Annotated in this window: 16 protein-coding genes; 15 read left to right on the forward strand and 1 reads right to left on the reverse strand. The window is 59.0% G+C overall.

Annotation, left to right across the window (positions count from 1 at the left end; genetic code table 11):
* Nucleotides 1-55: 55 nt before the first annotated feature.
* The 11 genes from ACOI7Z_RS02380 (at nucleotide 56) to ACOI7Z_RS02430 (ending at nucleotide 12,457) form a co-directional block, all read left to right on the forward strand.
* Nucleotides 56-823, forward strand: coding sequence for a M48 family metallopeptidase (locus tag ACOI7Z_RS02380; RefSeq protein ID WP_023289020.1), 768 nt, complete (start codon nucleotides 56-58; stop codon nucleotides 821-823).
* A gap of 171 nt (nucleotides 824-994) precedes the next feature.
* Nucleotides 995-1,678: a (d)CMP kinase gene (cmk, locus tag ACOI7Z_RS02385; RefSeq protein ID WP_023289021.1), complete on the forward strand. Its 684-nt coding sequence runs from the start codon at nucleotides 995-997 to the stop codon at nucleotides 1,676-1,678.
* A 133-nt stretch (nucleotides 1,679-1,811) separates the two neighbouring features.
* Entirely contained in the window at nucleotides 1,812-3,485 is a 1,674-nt protein-coding gene (gene rpsA, locus ACOI7Z_RS02390) for a 30S ribosomal protein S1 (RefSeq protein WP_002898162.1), read from the forward strand.
* 151 nt (nucleotides 3,486-3,636) lie between these two features.
* A complete protein-coding gene (gene ihfB / locus ACOI7Z_RS02395; protein WP_002898165.1) occupies nucleotides 3,637-3,924 on the forward strand; it encodes an integration host factor subunit beta in 288 nt (95 codons plus the stop codon).
* Nucleotides 3,925-4,126: 202 nt separating this feature from the next.
* Complete coding sequence (locus tag ACOI7Z_RS02400) at nucleotides 4,127-6,391, forward strand: ComEC family protein (RefSeq protein WP_087849038.1); 2,265 nt, start codon at nucleotides 4,127-4,129, stop codon at nucleotides 6,389-6,391.
* Nucleotides 6,392-6,427: 36 nt separating this feature from the next.
* Entirely contained in the window at nucleotides 6,428-8,176 is a 1,749-nt protein-coding gene (gene msbA, locus ACOI7Z_RS02405; protein WP_004201387.1) for a lipid A ABC transporter ATP-binding protein/permease MsbA, read from the forward strand.
* Entirely contained in the window at nucleotides 8,173-9,153 is a 981-nt protein-coding gene (lpxK, locus tag ACOI7Z_RS02410; RefSeq protein WP_048297160.1) for a tetraacyldisaccharide 4'-kinase, read from the forward strand. Before msbA ends, lpxK begins: the two co-directional genes overlap by 4 nt.
* Nucleotides 9,154-9,207: 54 nt before the next feature.
* Nucleotides 9,208-10,437 carry a winged helix-turn-helix domain-containing protein gene (locus ACOI7Z_RS02415; protein ID WP_087849037.1) on the forward strand — a complete coding sequence of 410 codons (1,230 nt, stop codon included), beginning with the start codon at nucleotides 9,208-9,210 and terminating at the stop codon, nucleotides 10,435-10,437.
* Nucleotides 10,438-10,500: 63 nt separating this feature from the next.
* Nucleotides 10,501-10,683, forward strand: a complete 183-nt coding sequence (gene ycaR, locus ACOI7Z_RS02420; RefSeq protein ID WP_004201390.1) for a protein YcaR — start codon at nucleotides 10,501-10,503, stop codon at nucleotides 10,681-10,683.
* Nucleotides 10,680-11,426: a 3-deoxy-manno-octulosonate cytidylyltransferase gene (kdsB, locus tag ACOI7Z_RS02425; RefSeq protein WP_023289025.1), complete on the forward strand. Its 747-nt coding sequence runs from the start codon at nucleotides 10,680-10,682 to the stop codon at nucleotides 11,424-11,426. The genes ycaR and kdsB overlap by 4 nt, the downstream gene beginning before the upstream one ends.
* Nucleotides 11,427-11,563: 137 nt before the next feature.
* Nucleotides 11,564-12,457: a YcbJ family phosphotransferase gene (locus ACOI7Z_RS02430; RefSeq protein WP_004201393.1), complete on the forward strand. Its 894-nt coding sequence runs from the start codon at nucleotides 11,564-11,566 to the stop codon at nucleotides 12,455-12,457.
* On the opposite strand, the gene elyC is transcribed toward ACOI7Z_RS02430, so the two are convergent.
* On the reverse strand, nucleotides 12,434-13,213 hold the full coding sequence (gene elyC / locus ACOI7Z_RS02435; protein ID WP_032455272.1) for an envelope biogenesis factor ElyC: 780 nt from the start codon (nucleotides 13,211-13,213) through the stop codon (nucleotides 12,434-12,436). The two genes, ACOI7Z_RS02430 and elyC, sit on opposite strands and share 24 nt — an antisense overlap.
* 121 nt (nucleotides 13,214-13,334) lie before the next feature.
* On the opposite strand from elyC, the gene cmoM reads away from it, so the two are divergent.
* Genes cmoM through mukB form a run of 4 tightly spaced genes read left to right on the forward strand, consistent with a single transcriptional unit; the run spans nucleotide 13,335 to nucleotide 20,587 of the window.
* Nucleotides 13,335-14,135, forward strand: coding sequence for a tRNA uridine 5-oxyacetic acid(34) methyltransferase CmoM (gene cmoM / locus ACOI7Z_RS02440; RefSeq protein WP_017899447.1), 801 nt, complete (start codon nucleotides 13,335-13,337; stop codon nucleotides 14,133-14,135).
* Complete coding sequence (gene mukF / locus ACOI7Z_RS02445) at nucleotides 14,132-15,454, forward strand: chromosome partition protein MukF (RefSeq protein WP_002898189.1); 1,323 nt, start codon at nucleotides 14,132-14,134, stop codon at nucleotides 15,452-15,454. Before cmoM ends, mukF begins: the two co-directional genes overlap by 4 nt.
* The gene (gene mukE / locus ACOI7Z_RS02450; protein ID WP_004150840.1) at nucleotides 15,435-16,139 is read left to right on the forward strand and encodes a chromosome partition protein MukE; all 705 of its coding nucleotides are present in this window, start codon (nucleotides 15,435-15,437) and stop codon (nucleotides 16,137-16,139) included. Before mukF ends, mukE begins: the two co-directional genes overlap by 20 nt.
* On the forward strand, nucleotides 16,139-20,587 hold the full coding sequence (gene mukB, locus ACOI7Z_RS02455; protein WP_023289028.1) for a chromosome partition protein MukB: 4,449 nt from the start codon (nucleotides 16,139-16,141) through the stop codon (nucleotides 20,585-20,587). Before mukE ends, mukB begins: the two co-directional genes overlap by 1 nt.
* Nucleotides 20,588-20,656: the final 69 nt, after the last annotated feature.

Consider the following 20,656-nt stretch of genomic DNA (forward strand, 5'->3'; position numbering starts at 1 on the left):
GCTTGTAAATATAGGATTTATAAGCATTTATTATGCTAATCAATGGATGATTGATATGAGAAATACAAAAGTAATGCTGGCTTTGGCCGTTTCCGCCACGTTGTTGGCAGGTTGTAAAAATATGCAGGGGATGGACACCAACGCCCTCGTCAATTCAGGAATGACGGCTTACAAAGCGGCGACGCTTTCTGACTCTGAAGTCAAAACGCTTTCCGACGATGCCTGTAAGCAAATGGATAGTGAAAATAAACTGGCTAGTGCATCAAGTAAGTACACCAAACGTCTGAACAAAATTGCCAAAGCGTTAGGAAATAATATCAACGGCACGCCGGTAACCTATAAGGTTTATATGACATCCGACGTCAACGCCTGGGCAATGGCCAACGGCTGCGTCCGCGTCTATAGCGGCCTGATGGACATGATGACCGATAATGAAGTTGAAGCGGTTCTGGGCCATGAGCTGGGTCACGTAGCGCTCGGACACTCGCGCAAAGCGATGCAAACCGCGTATGCGACTATTGCCGCACGCGATGCAATTTCAGCGACCAGCGAAGCGGCTGCAAACTTGTCTAAATCTCAGTTGGGCGATATCGCTGAGGGAATGATCAACTCTGCGTTCTCCCGCTCGCAGGAGTCGGATGCTGATGATTTCTCTTACGATCTGCTGAAAAAACGCAACATCAGCACTCAGGGGCTGGTGGGCAGCTTCGACAAACTGGCCAGCCTTGACGCCGGCCACAGTAAATCTCTGTTCGATTCACACCCGCCTTCAGCTGAACGCGCGCAGCATATCCGCGACCGTATCGCTGCAGATAAAAAGTAAAACTGCCTCATCTTCCGGGCTGATGCTCTATCAGCCCGCTATAATTGCTCAATTCTTCCGCATGAGATTTCCAGTTATCTGTAATTTAAAAGCAAGACTCACTTTCCGCCGAAGAGATGCGTATAATGCGCGGCGTTTAGATATTTATGCGCCTTGCTGAAGGAGAAAAAGATGACGGCAACAGTTCCGGTAATCACCATTGATGGGCCTGGCGGTGCGGGTAAAGGTACGTTATGCAAGGCAATGGCGGAAGCGCTGGGCTGGCATCTGTTAGATTCAGGCGCGATCTACCGCGTTCTGGCGCTGGCGGCGCTGCATCATCATGTTGACGTGGAGTCCGAAGAGGCGCTGGTGCCCCTGGCTGCCCATCTTGACGTGCGCTTTATTTCTACTGACGGCAACCTCGAAGTGGTGCTGGAAGGGGAAGATGTTAGCGGCGAAATTCGCACCCAGGAGGTCGCGAACGCCGCCTCGAAAGTGGCGGCTTTCCCTCGCGTTCGCGAAGCGCTGCTGCGTCGCCAGCGCGCCTTTCGTGAACTGCCGGGGCTGATTGCCGACGGGCGCGATATGGGCACGGTGGTTTTCCCGGACGCGCCGGTGAAAATTTTCCTCGATGCCTCGGCCGATGAGCGGGCGCATCGCCGCATGCGGCAGTTGCAGGAAAAGGGCTTTGATGTTAACTTTGAACGTCTTTTGTCCGAGATAAAAGAGCGTGACGATCGCGATAGAAATCGCGCCGTGGCGCCGCTTGTCCCGGCTGCCGATGCATTAGTTCTCGATTCAACCGAACTAAACATTGAGCAAGTGATTGAAAAAGCGCTACAATATGCGCGCGAAAAATTGGCCGTTGCGTAAGCCTTAACCGGTCACGCGCCGAAGCCTCCGAATTATAGCAGTACCCCGCGGCAATGGATGGTCAGCGGGTATGTGAAACAACCCCATCCGGCACGGAGCCAGGTGGACGTTAATATTAACCTGAAGATTAAACATGACTGAATCTTTTGCTCAACTGTTTGAAGAATCCTTAAAAGAAATCGAAACCCGCCCGGGTTCCATCGTTCGTGGTGTTGTTGTTGCTATCGACAAAGACGTAGTACTGGTTGACGCCGGTCTGAAATCTGAGTCCGCCATCCCGGCTGAGCAGTTCAAAAACGCCCAGGGCGAGCTGGAAATCCAGGTTGGTGACGAAGTTGACGTTGCTCTGGATGCAGTAGAAGACGGCTTCGGTGAAACTCTGCTGTCCCGTGAGAAAGCTAAACGTCACGAAGCTTGGATCACGCTGGAAAAAGCTTACGAAGACGCTGAAACTGTTACCGGTGTTATCAACGGCAAAGTTAAAGGTGGCTTCACTGTTGAGCTGAACGGTATTCGTGCGTTCCTGCCGGGTTCCCTGGTAGACGTTCGTCCGGTGCGCGACACGCTGCACCTGGAAGGCAAAGAGCTTGAGTTCAAAGTCATCAAGCTGGACCAGAAGCGTAACAACGTTGTTGTTTCTCGTCGTGCCGTTATCGAATCCGAAAACAGCGCAGAGCGCGATCAGCTGCTGGAAAACCTGCAGGAAGGCATGGAAGTCAAAGGTATCGTTAAGAACCTCACTGACTACGGTGCATTCGTTGATCTGGGCGGCGTTGACGGCCTGCTGCACATCACCGATATGGCCTGGAAACGCGTTAAGCATCCGAGCGAAATCGTAAACGTTGGCGACGAAATCACTGTTAAAGTGCTGAAGTTCGACCGCGAGCGTACCCGTGTATCCCTGGGCCTGAAACAGCTGGGCGAAGATCCGTGGGTAGCTATCGCTAAACGTTATCCGGAAGGTACCAAACTGACCGGTCGCGTGACCAACCTGACCGACTACGGCTGCTTCGTTGAAATCGAAGAAGGCGTTGAAGGCCTGGTTCACGTTTCCGAAATGGATTGGACCAACAAAAACATCCACCCGTCCAAAGTTGTTAACGTTGGCGACGTAGTGGAAGTAATGGTTCTGGATATCGACGAAGAGCGTCGTCGTATCTCCCTGGGTCTGAAGCAGTGCAAATCTAACCCATGGCAGCAGTTCGCGGAAACCCACAACAAGGGCGACCGTGTTGAAGGTAAAATCAAGTCTATCACTGACTTCGGTATCTTCATCGGCCTGGACGGCGGCATCGACGGCCTGGTTCACCTGTCTGACATCTCCTGGAACGTTGCAGGCGAAGAAGCAGTTCGTGAATACAAAAAAGGCGACGAAATCGCAGCAGTTGTTCTGCAGGTTGACGCAGAGCGTGAGCGTATCTCCCTGGGCGTTAAACAGCTGGCGGAAGATCCGTTCAACAACTACGTTGCTCTGAACAAGAAAGGCGCTATCGTTGTTGGTAAAGTGACTGCAGTTGACGCTAAAGGCGCAACCGTAGAACTGGCTGACGGCGTAGAAGGTTACCTGCGTGCTTCTGAAGCATCCCGTGACCGCGTTGAAGACGCAACTCTGGTTCTGAGCGTTGGCGACGAAGTTGAAGCGAAATTCACTGGCGTGGATCGTAAGAACCGCGTAGTGAGCCTGTCTGTACGTGCGAAAGACGAAGCGGAAGAAAAAGACGCTATCGCTACCGTGAACAAGCAGGAAGACGCGAACTTCTCCAACAACGCCATGGCTGAAGCGTTCAAAGCAGCGAAAGGCGAGTAATCTTTGTCATTCAGGTAATAACAACCTGAATAGTGACGAGTTTACTTGACAGATTGCAGGATTCGTCCTGTAATCAAGCACAAAGGGCGGCTACGGCCGCCCTTGTTTAAGCTGTTAGCTAATTTTTGCCTTGAAGGAAACCGGAGGAATAATGACCAAGTCAGAATTGATTGAAAGACTTGCCAGCCAGCAATCTCACATTCCGGCGAAAGCGGTGGAAGATGCTGTTAAAGAAATGCTGGAACATATGGCCTCAACGCTTGCTCAAGGTGAGCGCATTGAAATCCGCGGTTTCGGCAGCTTCTCTCTGCACTATCGAGCACCTCGCACCGGACGTAACCCGAAAACTGGTGATAAAGTCGAACTGGAAGGTAAGTACGTTCCGCACTTTAAGCCCGGGAAAGAATTACGTGACCGCGCCAATATTTATGAAGGGTGAGTTGCACGACGTGCAACCTGCCTGACGATAAAAGCACCTTTGGGTGCTTTTTTTGTACCCGCCATTTACGTCCCGCCTCGCAAAACAAAAGTGCCTGACTGCAAGCGTGACGATTGTCTGGAACGCTGCACGCGCGCCTGAATACTGCCCCAGGACGCCAGCCTCGCTTTGCGTAACACTGCCCGCTCACAGGGAGGTGTTTATGCGTCTACCATGGCTTGCCGGATGCGCCATCATCGCAATACTGCCGCTACTCTGGCTACCCGCGTTGCCGGGGCCGGGCATTCTGGCGGTCGCCGGCGTACTGGCGATATTGCTGACCCGTCTGCGCGGGACGGTCGTCGCCGTTGTGACGATGACGCTTCTGCTGATGGTCTGGGGAGTTTTAAGCGCGTATCAGGCGCTGTGGCCAACGCAGCACCTCACCGGCGCCGTCCGTCAGGCGGAAGTGATCCTCCACGAGACGGATGGTCAGACCCTGCACCGCGGGCAGATTGTGCGCCTGGCGGGTCGCTTCCTCTTCCCTCCGGTTGGCGTGACTTTATACGGGGAACTTGCACCTGCGCCCGTCTGCGAGGGGCAGCGCTGGATGATGACGCTGCGCCTGCGGCCGGTGCATGGGCAGCTCAATGACGGGGGCTTCGACAGCCAGCGCTATGCGCTGGCTCAGCATCGGCCGCTGAGCGGGGGGATCGTCGCCGCTTCCGCGCTGGATACCCGCTGCAGTCTGCGCGCCCGCTACCTGGCGTCGCTGACCCGGCGATTGCAGACTTATCCCTGGCATCCGGTGATGCTGGGGCTGGGAATGGGGGAGCGGCTGGCGCTGCCGGCGGAGATAAAAGTCCTGATGCAGAACACAGGCACCTCCCACCTGATGGCTATCTCCGGTTTGCATATTGCCCTCGCGGCTTCCCTGATCGTGCTCCTGCTGCGCGGATTACAGTCACTTTTACCGGGGCGCTGGATCGGCTGGCGGCTACCGCTGCTGGCAGGGCTGGCGGGCGCCGTCGGCTATGCCTGGCTGACCGGTATGCAGCCGCCGGCCCTGCGCACTTGCGTAGGGCTTGCGGTCTGCTGTGCTTTACGTTTGTCGGGTCAACGCTGGACGGCGTGGCAGGTGTGGCTCTGCTGTTTGGGGGCGATACTGGTTGCCGATCCGTTAGCGGTGTTGTCGCAAAGCCTGTGGCTATCCGCCTTCGCCGTGGCGGGGCTGATATTCTGGTACCAGTGGTTACCGCTGCCTGACAGCCGCTGGCGCTGGTCGTGGAAAGCCCTGTTCGCCCTCGCGCATTTGCAGGCTGGCGTGACGCTGCTGCTGATGCCGCTGCAACTGCTGCTCTTTCACGGCATAAGCCTGACGTCGATGGCCGCCAATTTGCTGGCGGTACCGTTAGTGACCCTGCTGGCGGTGCCGCTCATTCTCGCCGGAATGCTGCTGCATCTCACTGGACCGGAGATGGTGGCGTCGCTGATCTGGCTGGCAGCCGATCGCGTGCTGGCGGTATTGTTCTGGGGGTTACGACGTTTACCGGACGGCTGGCTGACGTTGGATGCCCGCTGGCTCTGGATCAGTAGCCTGCCGTGGCTGCTGGTGATGGGCTGGCGTTTTCAGAGCTGGCGACATTCGCCGGCGCTGTGTCTGAGCGTGCTGTTTTTGCTGACGCGGCCATTCAGCCGGCAACCGCCCGCGGACCAATGGCAGGTGACGATGCTGGATGTCGGGCAGGGGCTGGCGATGGTGATCGAGCGTTACGGCAAGGCGTTATTGTACGATACCGGGCCGGCATGGCCGCAGGGCGACAGCGGTCGACAGGTGATTATCCCGTGGCTGCGCTGGCGCCATCTGCAGCTGCAGGGGATTATGCTGAGCCACGAGCATCTTGACCATCGCGGCGGCCTCGAATCGGTGCTGCAGGCATGGCCGCAGGCGTGGGTGCGCAGCCCGCTAGGCTGGTCGCGTCATCTGCCGTGCCATCGCGGCGAGCGCTGGCAGTGGCAGGGACTCACTTTCCAGGCGCTGTGGCCGCTGCCGGGCAGCACGGCAAAGGGAAACAATCACTCCTGCGTGGTGCGGATCGATGACGGTCGCTCCAGCATCCTGCTGACCGGCGATATAGAACGTCAGGCGGAGGAGGCGATGATCAGCCGCTACTGGCAGCATCTGGCGTCTACACTTATTCAGGTTCCCCATCACGGCAGCAACACCTCCTCCAGCGAACTGCTGATCCGGCGGGTGGATGGCGCGGCCGCGCTGGTTTCCGCTTCGCGCTACAATGCGTGGCGGATGCCCTCGCACAAGGTCGTTCAGCGTTATCGCCAGCGGGGGTATCGCTGGTTCGCCACGCCGCAGCAGGGGCAGATAACGGTGGTTTTTTCTGCAGAAGGGTGGCAAATCCATAGCTTACGGGATCAAGTTTTACCACGTTGGTATCATCAGTGGTTTGGCGCGCCCGCCGATAACGGGTAGAATATGCGGCTATTTCAACACAAGCTGGTTTATTGAATGCAGAACGATAAAGATCTCTCCACGTGGCAGACCTTCCGCCGACTTTGGCCGATTATTGCACCGTTTAAAGCCGGGCTAATCGTAGCGGCGGTGGCGTTAGTGCTTAACGCGGGCAGTGACACCTTCATGTTATCGCTTCTTAAACCGTTATTGGATGATGGTTTTGGTAAAACGGATCGCTCAGTGCTGCTATGGATGCCGCTGGTGGTTATCGGGCTGATGGTGCTGCGTGGGATCACCAGCTACATCTCGAGCTATTGTATCTCCTGGGTTTCCGGCAAAGTGGTGATGACCATGCGTCGTCGCCTGTTCGGCCACATGATGGGTATGCCGGTGGCATTCTTTGACAAGCAGTCTACCGGGACGCTGCTGTCACGTATCACCTATGATTCCGAGCAGGTCGCTTCCTCTTCTTCCAGCGCGCTGATCACCGTGGTCCGCGAAGGGGCATCGATTATCGGCCTGTTCGTGATGATGTTCTATTACAGCTGGCAGCTGTCGCTGATCCTGATCGTACTGGCGCCTATCGTGTCGGTAGCAATCCGCGTGGTCTCCAAGCGTTTTCGCAATATCAGTAAGAATATGCAGAACACGATGGGGCAGGTCACCACCAGCGCCGAGCAGATGCTGAAAGGGCACAAAGAGGTGCTGATGTTTGGCGGCCAGGAAGTGGAAACCAAACGTTTTGATAAGGTCAGCAATAAAATGCGCCTGCAGGGGATGAAGATGGTTTCCGCCTCGTCTATCTCCGACCCGATCATTCAGCTTATCGCCTCCCTGGCGCTGGCCTTTGTCCTGTATGCCGCCAGCTTCCCGAGCGTGATGGACACCCTGACCGCCGGGACCATTACCGTGGTCTTCTCCTCCATGATTGCGCTGATGCGTCCGCTGAAGTCGCTGACCAACGTCAATGCCCAGTTCCAGCGCGGGATGGCGGCATGCCAGACGCTGTTTGCGATCCTCGATTCCGAGCAGGAAAAAGACGAAGGTACGCGCGTCATTGAGCGGGCGAAAGGCAATCTCAAGTTCGAGAACGTCACCTTTACCTATCCGGGTCGCGAAGTGGCCGCGCTGCGCAATATCAATCTCGATATCCCGGAAGGGAAAACCGTGGCGCTGGTGGGACGCTCCGGGTCGGGTAAATCGACCATCGCCAGCCTGATCACACGCTTCTACGATGTCGACGACGGGCAGATCCTGCTGGATGGCCACGACCTGCGCGAGTACAAGCTGAGCTCGCTGCGCGACCAGGTCGCGCTGGTTTCACAGAACGTGCACCTGTTCAATGATACCGTTGCTAATAACATCGCCTATGCCCGTACCGAAGAGTACAGCCGCGAGCAAATTGAAGAGGCTGCGCGGATGGCCTACGCCATGGACTTCATCAACAAGATGGACAATGGCCTGGATACCATCATCGGCGAAAATGGCGTGATGCTGTCCGGCGGCCAGCGCCAGCGTATTGCTATCGCCCGTGCGCTACTGCGTAACAGCCCGATCCTGATCCTCGATGAAGCCACCTCGGCGCTGGATACCGAGTCCGAACGTGCGATTCAGGCGGCGCTGGATGAGCTGCAGAAAAACCGCACCTCGCTGGTTATCGCCCACCGTCTGTCAACCATTGAGCAGGCTGATGAGATCGTGGTGGTTGAAGACGGGCGGATTGTGGAGCGCGGAACGCACCACGACCTGCTGGAGCATAAAGGCGTATACGCCCAGCTGCATAAGATGCAATTCGGCGAATGATCGCGCGCATCTGGTCCGGTGAATCGCCGCTGTGGCGCCTGCTGCTGCCGCTCTCCTGGCTGTATGGCCTGGTGAGCGCGGTGATTCGCCTCAGTTATCAGCTGGGGTGGAAAAAAGCCTGGCGCGCGCCGGTGCCGGTGGTGGTGGTCGGTAACCTGACCGCCGGCGGCAATGGTAAAACGCCGGTGGTGATCTGGCTGGTGGAGCAGCTGCAACAGCGCGGCATTCGCGTTGGGGTGGTCTCCCGCGGCTACGGCGGTAAAGCCGAACGCTACCCGCTGGTGTTAACTGACCGGACCAGTACGGCGCAGGCAGGCGATGAACCGGTGCTTATCCATCAGCGCACCGGCGCGCCGGTGGCTGTCTCTCCACTGCGCAGCGACGCGGTGAAATCGCTGCTCAGCGCGCACGATCTGCAAATTATCGTGACCGACGATGGTTTGCAGCACTATAAGCTGGCGCGGGACCGGGAAATTGTCGTCATCGACGGCGTGCGCCGCTTTGGCAACGGCTGGTGGCTGCCTGCCGGGCCAATGCGCGAGCGGGCGTCGCGCTTGCAAAGCGTTGATGCGGTTATCGTCAACGGCGGCGTGGCGCGTCCGGGAGAGATCCCGATGCAGCTGCGTCCCGGGATGGCGGTCAACCTGCTCACCGGCGAACGTCGCGATGTCTCTACCTTGACTAACGTGGTGGCAATGGCCGGCATCGGCCATCCGCCGCGCTTTTTCGCCACCCTCGAAAGCTGTGGCGTCCAACCGGTCAAAACCGTGGCTCTGGCGGACCATCAGGCGCTGAGCCAGGCCGATGTCGCCGCCCTGGTAACCGCCGGGCAGACGCTGCTGATGACCGAAAAAGACGCCGTGAAATGTCGCGATTTCGCCGCTGCGAACTGGTGGTATTTACCGGTCGACGCCATAATGGCCGATGAACGCGCACAGCGGTTGCTTGCGGACTTAGCGACGTTGGCGCAACGTTAACCGACGCGCCGGCTTTGCTCGCCGCTGTGCTGGAAATCCTGACGGAGAACCTGCATGTCGGTATTGCAACTATCGCTTAATGAGGCGCGCCACCTCCATCTCGCGGCGCAGGGGTTATTAAAAAAGCCCCGGCGTCGCGCTCGCCCAAATGACATCCTTTCCACCGTCCAGCAGATGTCGCTGCTGCAAATCGATACCATCAACGTGGTGGCCCGCAGCCCCTACCTGGTGCTGTTCAGCCGTCTCGGCAGCTATCCGCAGCACTGGCTGGATGAGTCGCTGCGCAACGGCGAGCTGATGGAATACTGGGCGCATGAAGCCTGTTTTCTGCCGCGCAGCGATTTCGCCCTTGTACGCCACCGGATGTTGAACCCCGACAAGATGGGCTGGAAATATCATCGCGCGTGGATGGAGGAGCATGCCGGCAGTATTGCAGAGCTGGTGGCGCATATCGGCCAAAACGGGCCGGTTCGCTCGGCGGATTTTGCCCACCCTCGCAAAGGCGCCAGCGGCTGGTGGGAGTGGAAACCGCATAAGCGCCACCTGGAAGGGCTGTTTACCGCCGGGGAAGTGATGGTGGTGGAGCGGCGCAACTTTCACCGCGTGTATGATTTAACCCGGCGGGTGATGCCGCACTGGGACGACGAGCGCGATGCGCTGTCCCGCGACGCCGCAGAGGCCATCATGCTGCGCAACAGCGCCCGCAGCCTCGGCATCTTTCGTCCCCAGTGGCTGGCGGATTACTATCGTTTACGTCAGCCGGCGCTACCGGGTCTGCTGGCGGCCTGGCAGGAAGAGGGTCTGGTGACCCAGGCCAACGTGGAAGCGCTTGGCGAGATGTGGCTACATCGCGATGCGCTGGCGCAGCTGGAGTCCGCGCCCGGCGGTAAACTTACCGCCAGCCATAGCGCCGTGCTCTCGCCCTTCGACCCGGTGGTCTGGGATCGGAAACGCGCTGAGCAGCTGTTCAACTTCAGCTATCGCCTGGAGTGCTATACCCCTGCGCCGAAGCGTCAGTATGGCTACTTCGTACTGCCTCTGCTGCACCAGGGAAAACTGGTCGGGCGGATGGACAGTAAAATACATCGCAAAAGCCGGGAACTGGAGATCTTCGCCCTGTGGCTGGAGGATGGGGTGAAGATCACCCGCGGTCTGGAGCAGGGGCTGCGCCGGGCGATCAACGATTTCGCACGCTGGCAATCGGCAGAGCGGATCCTGTGCCGACGCCTGCCGGAAGGGCTGTTTGTCGGCCAGACGCAGGGGTGGGAAATCGATGCCGATTGATCCCGGCGCCGACCTTCCTGTGTTATGCTGCTGAGAAATCTATCCGGTCCATCAGGAGGAAACATGGATCACCGTTTACTTGAAATCATCGCCTGCCCGGTCTGTAACGGTAAGCTGTATTACAGTCAGGATAAGCAAGAACTTATTTGCAAACTTGATAGTCTGGCGTTTCCGCTCCGCGACGGCATCCCTGTGCTGCTGGAGACAGAAGCGCGTCCGCTGGCGGTAGAAGAGAGTCACTCATGAGTTTCGTGGTCATTATTCCTGCGCGTTTCGCCTCCACGCGCCTGCCGGGAAAACCACTGCAGGACATTAACGGCAAGCCGATGATTGTCCATGTGCTGGAGCGCGCCCGCGAATCCGGCGCGGAACGCATTATTGTCGCCACCGATCACGAAGATGTCGCCCGGGCGGTTGAAGCCGCCGGCGGCGAGGTCTGCATGACCCGCGCCGACCATCAGTCCGGCACCGAACGGCTGGCGGAGGTGGTGGAGAAGTGCGCGTTCAGCGATGACACCATCATCGTCAATATCCAGGGCGATGAGCCGATGATTCCCCCGGCTATCGTCCGCCAGGTGGCGGAGAATCTGGCTGCCAGCACCAGCGGAATGGCGACACTGGCGGTACCGATCCACGATGCGGAAGAGGCGTTTAATCCAAATGCGGTCAAAGTAGTGATGGATGCGCAGGGCTATGCGCTCTATTTCTCCCGCGCCACCATTCCCTGGGATCGCGATCGCTTTGCCCACTCCCGCGACGCCATTGGTGATTCTCTGCTGCGCCACATCGGCATCTATGGCTATCGCGCCGGCTTTATTCGCCGCTACGTCAGCTGGGCGCCAAGCCCGCTGGAGCAGATTGAAATGCTCGAGCAGCTGCGGGTGCTGTGGTATGGCGAGAAGATCCACGTCGCCGTGGCGGCCGAAGTGCCCGGTACCGGCGTCGATACCCCTGAAGATCTGGCGCGCGTCCGCGCTGAACTGCGCTAGTCCTCTGCCCCCTCCTTGCAGGAGGGGATATCCCCACCAGTTTTATGCTTTTTTTGCCCATTTTTGATCTTATCCGATGACAACCCAGGTGCGGGCGCTCATTATGAAATCAGTAGTGTTCATAGGGGTAATCGACAATGGAACAGTTGCGAACCGAACTCAGTCACCTGCTTGGCGAAAAGCTGAGCCGGGTGGAGTGTGTCAGTGAAAAAGCCGCTACGGCGCTGTGGTCCCTGTATGACGCGCAGGGAAATCCGATGCCGCTACTGGCGCGAAGTTTCACCACGCCCGGGGTGGCGCGGCAGCTGGCCTGGAAGATCTCCACTCTGGCGCGCAGCGGTACGGTGCGCATGCCGGTGGTCTACGGCGTGATGACGCACGAAGAGCATCCCGGGCCGGACGTGCTGCTGCTTGAGCGCCTGCGCGGCGTCCCGGTGGAGGCGCCCACCCGCACCCCGGCGCGCTGGGAGCAGCTGCAGGAGCAGATCGTCGAGGCGCTGCTGGCCTGGCATCGTCAGGACAGCGGCGGCTGCGTGGGGATGGTCGATAATACCCAGGACAATCTGTGGCCGAACTGGTACCGGCAGCGGGTGGCGATGTTGTGGAGCACCCTGAACCTGTATCAGGACACCGGCCTGACCATGCAGGATAAGCGGGTTTTGTTCCGCTCTCGCGAATGTCTGCCGGAGCTGTTCCGCGATTTCAATGATAATGCCGTGCTGGTGCACGGCAATTTCACCCTGCGCAGTATGCTGAAAGATCCGCGCAGCGACCAGCTGCTGGCGATGGTCGGCCCGGGGATGATGCTGTGGGCGCCGCGGGAGTACGAACTGTTCCGTCTCGCGGAGGGGGGCCAGGCCGAGCAGCTGCTATGGCGCTACCTGCAGCAGGCGCCGGTTTCCGAGGCCTTTGTCTGGCGGCGCTGGCTTTATCTGCTGTGGGATGAGGTGGATAGTCTGGTCAATACCGGGCGCTTTGACCGCGCCCGTTTCGACCTCGCCGCAAAATCACTCCTGCCCTGGCTCGCCTGAGCTGCCTTTCAGCCATTGCCAAACGCGACCGAGCGTTTCATAGCCGACCCGGTCGCTGTGCATCAGCCACACCGGAGAAGGAATGACCCGCTCCCACGGATTGAGCGGTGACGTGATCGCCATCTGATTAGCCGGTGCGGGCAGCGGGTCCAGACCGGCATGGCGAAAGAAGATCATCGCCCGCGGAAGGTGTGACGCCGAGGTGACCAGCAGGAAGGGGGCGTCGCCGATGGCGCCCTTCACCGCCAGCGCTTCCTCTTCCGTATCTTTCGGCTTATCGAGCACGATGATATCGCTGCGCGGTACGCCGAGGCTCTCCGCCACTCTCGCCCCGGCCTCCGCCGTGCTGACGGGGTTGGTTTTTGCCGCCGCGCCGGTAAAGATCATTTTCGATCCCGGATTCTCCTGCCACAGGCGAATGCCCTCCGTCAGGCGCGGCAGGCTGTTGCTGATAAGGTTAGAGCTTGGCGCCCACTCCGGGTTCCAGGTATAGCCGCCGCCCAGCACCACCACGTAGCTCACCGGCTGCTCGCCGCGCCAGGTGGGATAGCGATCTTCTATCGGTTTAAGCAGGCTGTCTGCCACGGGCTGCAGGCTCAGCAGCGCCAGCAGCAGCCAGCCGAGGCTCACGCACAGCTTCCCGGTACGTTGAAAGCGGCTGAACCATAACAGGGCGATCCCGATACCGATCAGCAACAGCAGGGCAGGAAGCGGCAGCAGCAGACCGCCGACGATCTTTTTTAGCGTGAAAAGCATGCCAGATGGTTCCTTTTTTAACCATATAACCAAAGTTATGTTCGGATCTTATAACAGATCGCTTCATTCTCGGCGCGGGTATGACAAAATAGCGGTTTTGTGTTGGCTTGTGGAGTCGCCCGTGCAGGATCGCAATTTCGATGACATTGCTGAAAAGTTTTCGCGCAATATTTACGGCACCACAAAAGGCCAGCTGCGCCAGGCGATCCTCTGGCAGGATCTGGAGCCGCTGCTGGCGCAGCTGGGGCCGGGACCGCTGAGGGTACTGGATGCCGGCGGCGGCGAAGGGCAAACGGCCATTAAAGTGGCGCAACTGGGCCATCACGTGACGCTGTGCGATCTCTCCGCTGAAATGGTGGCCCGCGCCCGCCAGGCTGCTGTCGATAAAGGTGTGATCGACAACATGCATTTTGTACAATGCGCGGCTCAGGATATTGCGCAGCACTTGGAAAGCCCGGTCGATCTGGTACTGTTTCATGCGGTGCTGGAGTGGGTGGCGGAGCCCCAGGCGGTGCTGCGTACCCTGTGGTCGACGCTGCGTCCTGGCGGCGGCTTGTCGTTGATGTTCTACAATGCTAACGGCCTGCTGATGCACAATATGGTTGCCGGTAATTTCGATTACGTACAACTGGGCATGCCAAAAAAGAAAAAACGCACGCTGTCGCCGGATTATCCGCGTGAGCCGCAGCAGGTTTATCACTGGCTGGAAGAGATTGGCTGGCAAATTGTCAGCAAAACCGGCGTGCGGGTGTTTCATGATTATCTGCGTGAAAAACGCCAACAGCATGACAGCTATGCGGCGCTGCTGGAGCTGGAGACGCGCTACTGTCGTCAGGAGCCGTACCTCAGCCTGGGTCGTTATATTCATGTCACCGCGCTTAAGAGCCAGGCTCATAGCCGCAGATGCAAGGATAAAGTATGAGTGAATTTTCCCAGACAGTCCCCGAACTGGTTGCCTGGGCCAGGAAAAATGATTTTTCTATCTCGCTGCCGGTCGACAGGCTCTCTTTCCTGCTGGCGATCGCCACCCTGAATGGCGAACGGCTGGAAGGAGAAATGAGCGAGGGAGAACTGGTGGATGCGTTCCGCCACGTGAGTGATGCGTTTGAGCAGACCAGCGAAACCATCAGCCAGCGCGCCAATAACGCCATCAACGATTTGGTGCGCCAGCGTCTGCTGAACCGCTTTACCAGCGAAATTACCGAAGGCAATGCAATCTATCGTCTGACGCCGTTGGGGATCGGGATCACCGATTATTATATCCGGCAGCGCGAATTTTCGACGCTGCGTCTCTCGATGCAGTTGTCGATCGTCGCCGGCGAGCTGAAGCGCGCGGCGGACGCGGCAGAAGAGGGCGGCGATGAGTTTCACTGGCATCGCAACGTTTTTGCCCCGCTGAAGTATTCGGTAGCGGAAATTTTCGACAGCATCGACCTGACGCAGCGCATCATGGATGAGCAGCAGCAGCTGGTAAAAGACGATATCGCGCAGCTGTTGAACAAAGACTGGCGCGCGGCGATTTCCAGCTGTGAACTGTTGCTGTCGGAAACTTCCGGTACCCTGCGTGAACTGCAGGATACGCTGGATGCGGCGGGAGATAAGCTGCAGGCGAATCTGCTGCGCATTCAGGATTCGACCATGGCGCGCGACGATCTCCATTTTGTCGACCGGCTGGTGTTCGATCTGCAAAGCAAGCTCGACCGCATCGTCAGCTGGGGCCAGCAGGCGATTGACCTGTGGATCGGCTATGACCGCCACGTGCACAAGTTTATCCGTACCGCTATCGATATGGATAAGAACCGCGTCTTCGCTCAGCGTCTGCGCCAGTCGGTACAGACCTATTTTGATGAGCCGTGGGCGCTGACTTACGCCAACGCCGACCGTCTGCTGGATATGCGCGACGAGGAGATGGCCCTGCGCGATGAAGAGGTCACCGGCGAGCTGCCTGCGGACCTTGAATTTGAAGAGTTTAACGAAATTCGCGAGCAGCTGGCGGCGCTGATCGAAGCGCAGCTGGCGGTCTATAAAGAGAAAGGAATACCGCTGGATCTCGGCCTGGTGGCGCGGGAGTTCCTGGCGCAATATCCGCGCGGGCGTCACTTTGACGTGGCGCGGATCGTCGTGGATCAGGCGGTACAGCTGGGCGTCGCCCAGGCAGATTTCACCGGACTGCCAGCCAAATGGCAGCCGATTAATGATTACGGAGCCAAGGTACAGGCGCATGTCATTGACAAATATTGAACAAGTGATGCCGGTTAAGCTGGCGCAGGCGTTGGCCAATCCGTTATTTCCGGCGCTGGACAGCGCCCTGCGCGCGGGCCGACATATCGGCCTCGACGAGCTGGATAATCACGCATTTTTGATGGATTTCCAGGATTATCTGGAAGAGTTTTATGCTCGCTATAACGTCGAGCTGATCCGTGCGCCGGAGGGCTTCTTCTACCTTCGCCCGCGTTCCACAACCCTGATTTCACGCTCGGTGCTGTCCGAACTGGATATGATGGTGGGCAAAATTCTTTGCTATCTCTATCTCAGCCCGGAGCGCCTGGCAAATGAAGGGATTTTCACCCAGCAGGAGCTGTATGACGAGCTGCTGACCCTGGCGGATGAATCCAGGCTGCTGAAGCTGGTCAACAACCGTTCCACCGGTTCGGATCTGGACCGCCAGAAGCTGCAGGAAAAAATGCGCGCGTCGCTTAACCGCCTGCGCCGTCTGGGGATGGTGTGGTTTATGGGCCATGACAGCAGCAAGTTCCGTATTACCGAATCGGTATTCCGCTTTGGCGCCGATGTGCGCGCCGGCGACGACCCACGCGAGGCGCAGCGCCGCCTGATCCGCGACGGGGAAGCGATGGCCCTGGAAAATCACCTGCAGCTCAATGATGAGAATGAAGAGAACCAGCCGGATAGCGGGGAGGAAGAGTAATGATTGAACGCGGTAAGTTTCGCTCGCTGACGCTGGTTAACTGGAACGGTTTCTTTGCCCGGACCTTTGATCTTGATGAACTGGTCACCACCCTCTCCGGGGGGAACGGCGCCGGTAAGTCGACGACCATGGCGGCCTTCGTCACGGCGCTGATCCCCGATTTAACCCTGCTGCACTTCCGTAACACCACCGAAGCGGGGGCCACCAGCGGCTCACGCGATAAAGGCCTGCACGGGAAGCTGCGAGCCGGGGTCTGTTACTCCGTGCTCGACGTCATCAACTCCCGCCATCAGCGCGTGGTGGTCGGCGTGCGTCTGCAGCAGGTTGCCGGGCGCGATCGCAAAGTCGATATCAAGCCTTTCGCCATTCAGGGGCTGCCCACCGCTATCCTGCCGACCCAGCTGTTAACCGAAACGCTGAACGATCGCCAGGCGCGCGTGGTCAGTCTCAATGAGCTGAAAGACAAGCTCGAGGCGATGGAAGGGGTCCAGTTTAAGCAGTTCAACTCGATCACCGAGTATCACTCGCTGATGTTCGACCTGGGCGTGGTGGCGCGTCGTCTGCGTTCGGCCTCCGATCGAAGTAAATACTATCGCCTGATCGAGGCCTCGCTGTACGGCGGGATCTCCAGCACCATTACCCGCTCGCTGCGCGACTACCTGTTGCCGGAAAATAGCGGCGTGCGTAAGGCATTCCAGGATATGGAAGCGGCGCTGCGGGAAAACCGCATGACCCTCGAGGCGATCCGCGTCACCCAGTCCGATCGCGATCTGTTCAAACACCTGATCAGCGAAGCCACCAACTACGTGGCGGCGGACTATATGCGTCACGCCAACGAGCGGCGCATTCATCTTGATAAGGCGCTGGAGTATCGTCGCGATCTCTTTACCTCGCGTTCGCAGCTGGCGGCAGAGCAGTATAAGCACGTCGACATGGCGCGCGAGCTGCAGGAGCATAACGGCGCAGAAGGCGATCTGGAAGCGGATTACCAGGCCGCCAGCGATCACCTGAACCTGGTGCAGACCGCACTGCGTCAGCAGGAAAAAATCGAGCGCTACGAAGCGGATCTCGACGAGCTGCAGATCCGTCTGGAAGAGCAGAACGAAGTGGTGGCGGAAGCCATCGATCGCCAGGAAGAGAACGAAGCCCGTGCCGAGGCCGCCGAGCTGGAAGTGGATGAGCTGAAAAACCAGCTCGCCGACTATCAGCAGGCGCTCGACGTGCAGCAGACCCGCGCCATTCAGTATAACCAGGCGCTGCAGGCGCTGGAGCGCGCGAAGGCGCTGTGCCATCTGCCGGATCTGACGCCCGAGAGCGCCGACGAGTGGCTGGAAACCTTCCAGGCGAAAGAGCAGGAAGCGACGGAGAAAATGCTGTCGCTGGAACAGAAAATGAGCGTGGCGCAAACCGCGCACAGCCAGTTTGAACAGGCCTACCAGCTGGTGGCGGCGATTAACGGCCCGCTGGCGCGCAATGAAGCCTGGGACGTGGCGCGCGAATTGCTGCGCGACGGCGTGAACCAGCGTCACCAGGCCGAGCAGGCGCAGGGGCTGCGTAGCCGCCTCAACGAGCTGGAGCAGCGCCTGCGCGAGCAGCAGGACGCCGAGCGCCAGCTGGCTGAGTTCTGCAAACGGCAGGGCAAACGCTACGATATCGACGATCTGGAAACGCTGCATCAGGAGCTGGAAGCGCGCATCGCTTCGCTGGCCGACAGCGTTTCTAACGCGCAGGAACAGCGCATGACCCTGCGCCAGGAACTGGAGCAGCTGCAGTCGCGCACTCAGACGCTGATGCGCCGGGCGCCGGTCTGGCTGGCGGCGCAGAACAGCCTTAACCAGCTGTGCGAGCAGAGCGGTGAGCAGTTTGAGTCCGGCCAGGAGGTTACCGAATACCTGCAGCAGCTGCTGGAGCGCGAGCGCGAAGCTATCGTTGAACGTGACGAGGTCGGTGCCCGCAAGCGCGCCATCGACGAAGAAATTGAGCGTCTCAGCCAGCCGGGCGGTTCGGAAGATCCGCGCCTCAACGCGCTGGCGGAACGGTTCGGCGGCGTTCTGCTGTCCGAGATCTACGATGATGTCAGCCTTGACGATGCGCCGTACTTCTCCGCGCTGTACGGTCCGTCGCGCCATGCCATCGTGGTGCCGGATCTGTCGCAGGTTGCCGAGCAGCTTGAAGGACTGGAAGATTGTCCGGAAGATCTCTATCTGATCGAAGGCGATCCGCAGTCCTTTGACGATAGCGTATTCAGCGTGGATGAGCTGGAAAAAGCGGTGGTGGTGAAGATCGCCGACCGCCAGTGGCGTTATTCGCGCTTCCCGTCGCTGCCGCTGTTTGGCCGCGCCGCGCGTGAAAACCGCATTGAAACCCTGCATGCCGAGCGTGAATCGCTGTCCGAGCGTTTTGCGACCCTGTCGTTTGACGTGCAGAAAACTCAGCGTCTGCATCAGGCCTTTAGCCGCTTCATTGGCAGCCATCTGGCAGTGGCCTTTGAGGACGATCCGGAAGAAGAGATCCGCAAACTCAACAGCCGCCGCGGCGAGCTGGAGCGCGCGCTGAGCGCCCATGAAAGCGATAACCAACAGAACCGCGTGCAGTATGAGCAGGCGAAAGAGGGCGTGTCGGCGCTCAACCGCCTGCTGCCACGCCTGAATCTGCTGGCGGATGATACGCTGGCCGACCGCGTGGATGAGATCCAGGAACGTCTGGACGAAGCGCAGGAGGCCGCGCGCTTTATTCAGCAGCACGGCAACCAGCTGGCGAAGCTGGAGCCGATTGTTTCGGTGCTGCAGAGCGATCCGGAGCAGTTTGAGCAGCTGAAAGAAGATTACGCCTATGCGCAGCAGACCCAGCGCGATGCGCGCCAGCAGGCTTTTGCCCTGGCGGAAGTCGTCCAGCGCCGGGCCCACTTCAGCTACTCCGATTCGGCGGAAATGCTCAGCGGCAACAGCGATCTCAACGAGAAACTGCGCCAGCGCCTGGAGCAGGCGGAAACCGAACGCAGCCGCGCGCGCGACGCGATGCGTGCCCACGCGGCGCAGCTTAGCCAGTACAATCAGGTGCTGGCCTCGCTGAAGAGCTCGTATGACACCAAGAAAGAGCTGCTCAACGATCTGTATAAAGAGCTGCAGGACATTGGCGTGCGCGCCGATGCCGGCGCGGAAGAGCGTGCCCGTGCGCGTCGCGATGAGCTGCACATGCAGCTGAGCAATAACCGCTCCCGTCGCAATCAGCTGGAGAAAGCGTTGACCTTCTGCGAAGCGGAAATGGACAACCTGACCCGCAAACTGCGCAAGCTGGAGCGCGATTACTGCGAAATGCGCGAGCAGGTGGTGACCGCCAAGGCGGGCTGGTGCGCGGTGATGCGCCTGGTGAAAGACAACGGCGTCGAGCGTCGTCTGCACCGCCGCGAGCTGGCCTATCTCTCCGCCGACGAGCTGCGCTCCATGTCGGATAAGGCGCTCGGTGCGCTGCGTCTGGCGGTCGCCGATAACGAACATCTGCGCGACGTGCTGCGTATCTCGGAAGATCCGAAGCGCCCGGAGCGCAAAATTCAGTTCTTCGTTGCCGTCTACCAGCATCTGCGCGAGCGTATCCGCCAGGATATTATCCGCACCGATGATCCGGTGGAAGCGATCGAGCAGATGGAGATTGAGCTCAGCCGCCTGACCGAAGAGCTGACAAACCGCGAACAGAAGCTGGCCATCAGCTCCCGCAGCGTGGCCAACATCATTCGCAAAACCATTCAGCGCGAGCAGAACCGTATCCGAATGCTCAACCAGGGATTGCAGAGCGTCTCCTTCGGCCAGGTCAACAGCGTGCGTCTGAACGTCAACGTGCGCGAGACCCACTCGACGCTGCTTGATGTGCTCTCCGAGCAGCATGAACAGCATCAGGATCTGTTCAACAGCAACCGCCTGACCTTCTCGGAAGCGCTGGCCAAGCTCTATCAGCGCCTGAATCCGCAGATCGACATGGGGCAGCGCACGCCGCAAACCATCGGCGAAGAGCTGCTCGACTACCGCAACTATCTGGAGATGGAAGTGGAAGTTAACCGCGGCTCCGACGGCTGGCTGCGCGCGGAGTCCGGCGCGCTGTCCACTGGGGAAGCGATCGGTACCGGGATGTCGATTCTGGTGATGGTCGTCCAGAGCTGGGAAGATGAATCCCGCCGCCTGCGCGGCAAGGATATCTCGCCTTGCCGTCTGCTGTTCCTCGATGAAGCGGCGCGTCTCGACGCCCGCTCCATCGCCACGCTGTTCGAGCTGTGCGAACGTCTGGAGATGCAGCTGATTATCGCGGCGCCGGAGAACATCAGTCCGGAGAAAGGCACCACCTATAAACTGGTGCGTAAGGTGTTCAATAATCACGAACACGTCCACGTGGTGGGGCTGCGCGGGTTTGCCGCGCCGCTGCCGGAAGCGCTGCCGGGAACAGCCGACGCCTCCTGAGGCTGCGGCTACATTCTGGCGGCTAAGCGGTGAAGAGGGCAACGTTATGTTGCCCTTTTTTTCTATCCA

Origin of the sequence: Klebsiella sp. C283, from assembly GCF_048822555.1 — a bacterium.
GTDB lineage: Bacteria > Pseudomonadota > Gammaproteobacteria > Enterobacterales > Enterobacteriaceae > Klebsiella > Klebsiella quasipneumoniae.

Excerpts from the sequence above, each read along its gene's own strand:
- ACOI7Z_RS02380 (WP_023289020.1), top strand. The coding sequence starts at position 56 with ATGAGAAATACAAAAGTAATGCTGGCTTTGGCCGTTTCCGCCACGTTG.
- cmk (WP_023289021.1), top strand. The coding sequence starts at position 995 with ATGACGGCAACAGTTCCGGTAATCACCATTGATGGGCCTGGCGGTGCG.
- rpsA (WP_002898162.1), top strand. The coding sequence starts at position 1,812 with ATGACTGAATCTTTTGCTCAACTGTTTGAAGAATCCTTAAAAGAAATC.
- ihfB (WP_002898165.1), top strand. The coding sequence starts at position 3,637 with ATGACCAAGTCAGAATTGATTGAAAGACTTGCCAGCCAGCAATCTCAC.
- ACOI7Z_RS02400 (WP_087849038.1), top strand. The coding sequence starts at position 4,127 with ATGCGTCTACCATGGCTTGCCGGATGCGCCATCATCGCAATACTGCCG.
- msbA (WP_004201387.1), top strand. The coding sequence starts at position 6,428 with ATGCAGAACGATAAAGATCTCTCCACGTGGCAGACCTTCCGCCGACTT.
- lpxK (WP_048297160.1), top strand. The coding sequence starts at position 8,173 with ATGATCGCGCGCATCTGGTCCGGTGAATCGCCGCTGTGGCGCCTGCTG.
- ACOI7Z_RS02415 (WP_087849037.1), top strand. The coding sequence starts at position 9,208 with ATGTCGGTATTGCAACTATCGCTTAATGAGGCGCGCCACCTCCATCTC.
- ycaR (WP_004201390.1), top strand. The coding sequence starts at position 10,501 with ATGGATCACCGTTTACTTGAAATCATCGCCTGCCCGGTCTGTAACGGT.
- kdsB (WP_023289025.1), top strand. The coding sequence starts at position 10,680 with ATGAGTTTCGTGGTCATTATTCCTGCGCGTTTCGCCTCCACGCGCCTG.
- ACOI7Z_RS02430 (WP_004201393.1), top strand. The coding sequence starts at position 11,564 with ATGGAACAGTTGCGAACCGAACTCAGTCACCTGCTTGGCGAAAAGCTG.
- elyC (WP_032455272.1), bottom strand. The coding sequence starts at position 13,213 with ATGCTTTTCACGCTAAAAAAGATCGTCGGCGGTCTGCTGCTGCCGCTT.
- mukF (WP_002898189.1), top strand. The coding sequence starts at position 14,132 with ATGAGTGAATTTTCCCAGACAGTCCCCGAACTGGTTGCCTGGGCCAGG.
- mukE (WP_004150840.1), top strand. The coding sequence starts at position 15,435 with ATGTCATTGACAAATATTGAACAAGTGATGCCGGTTAAGCTGGCGCAG.
- mukB (WP_023289028.1), top strand. The coding sequence starts at position 16,139 with ATGATTGAACGCGGTAAGTTTCGCTCGCTGACGCTGGTTAACTGGAAC.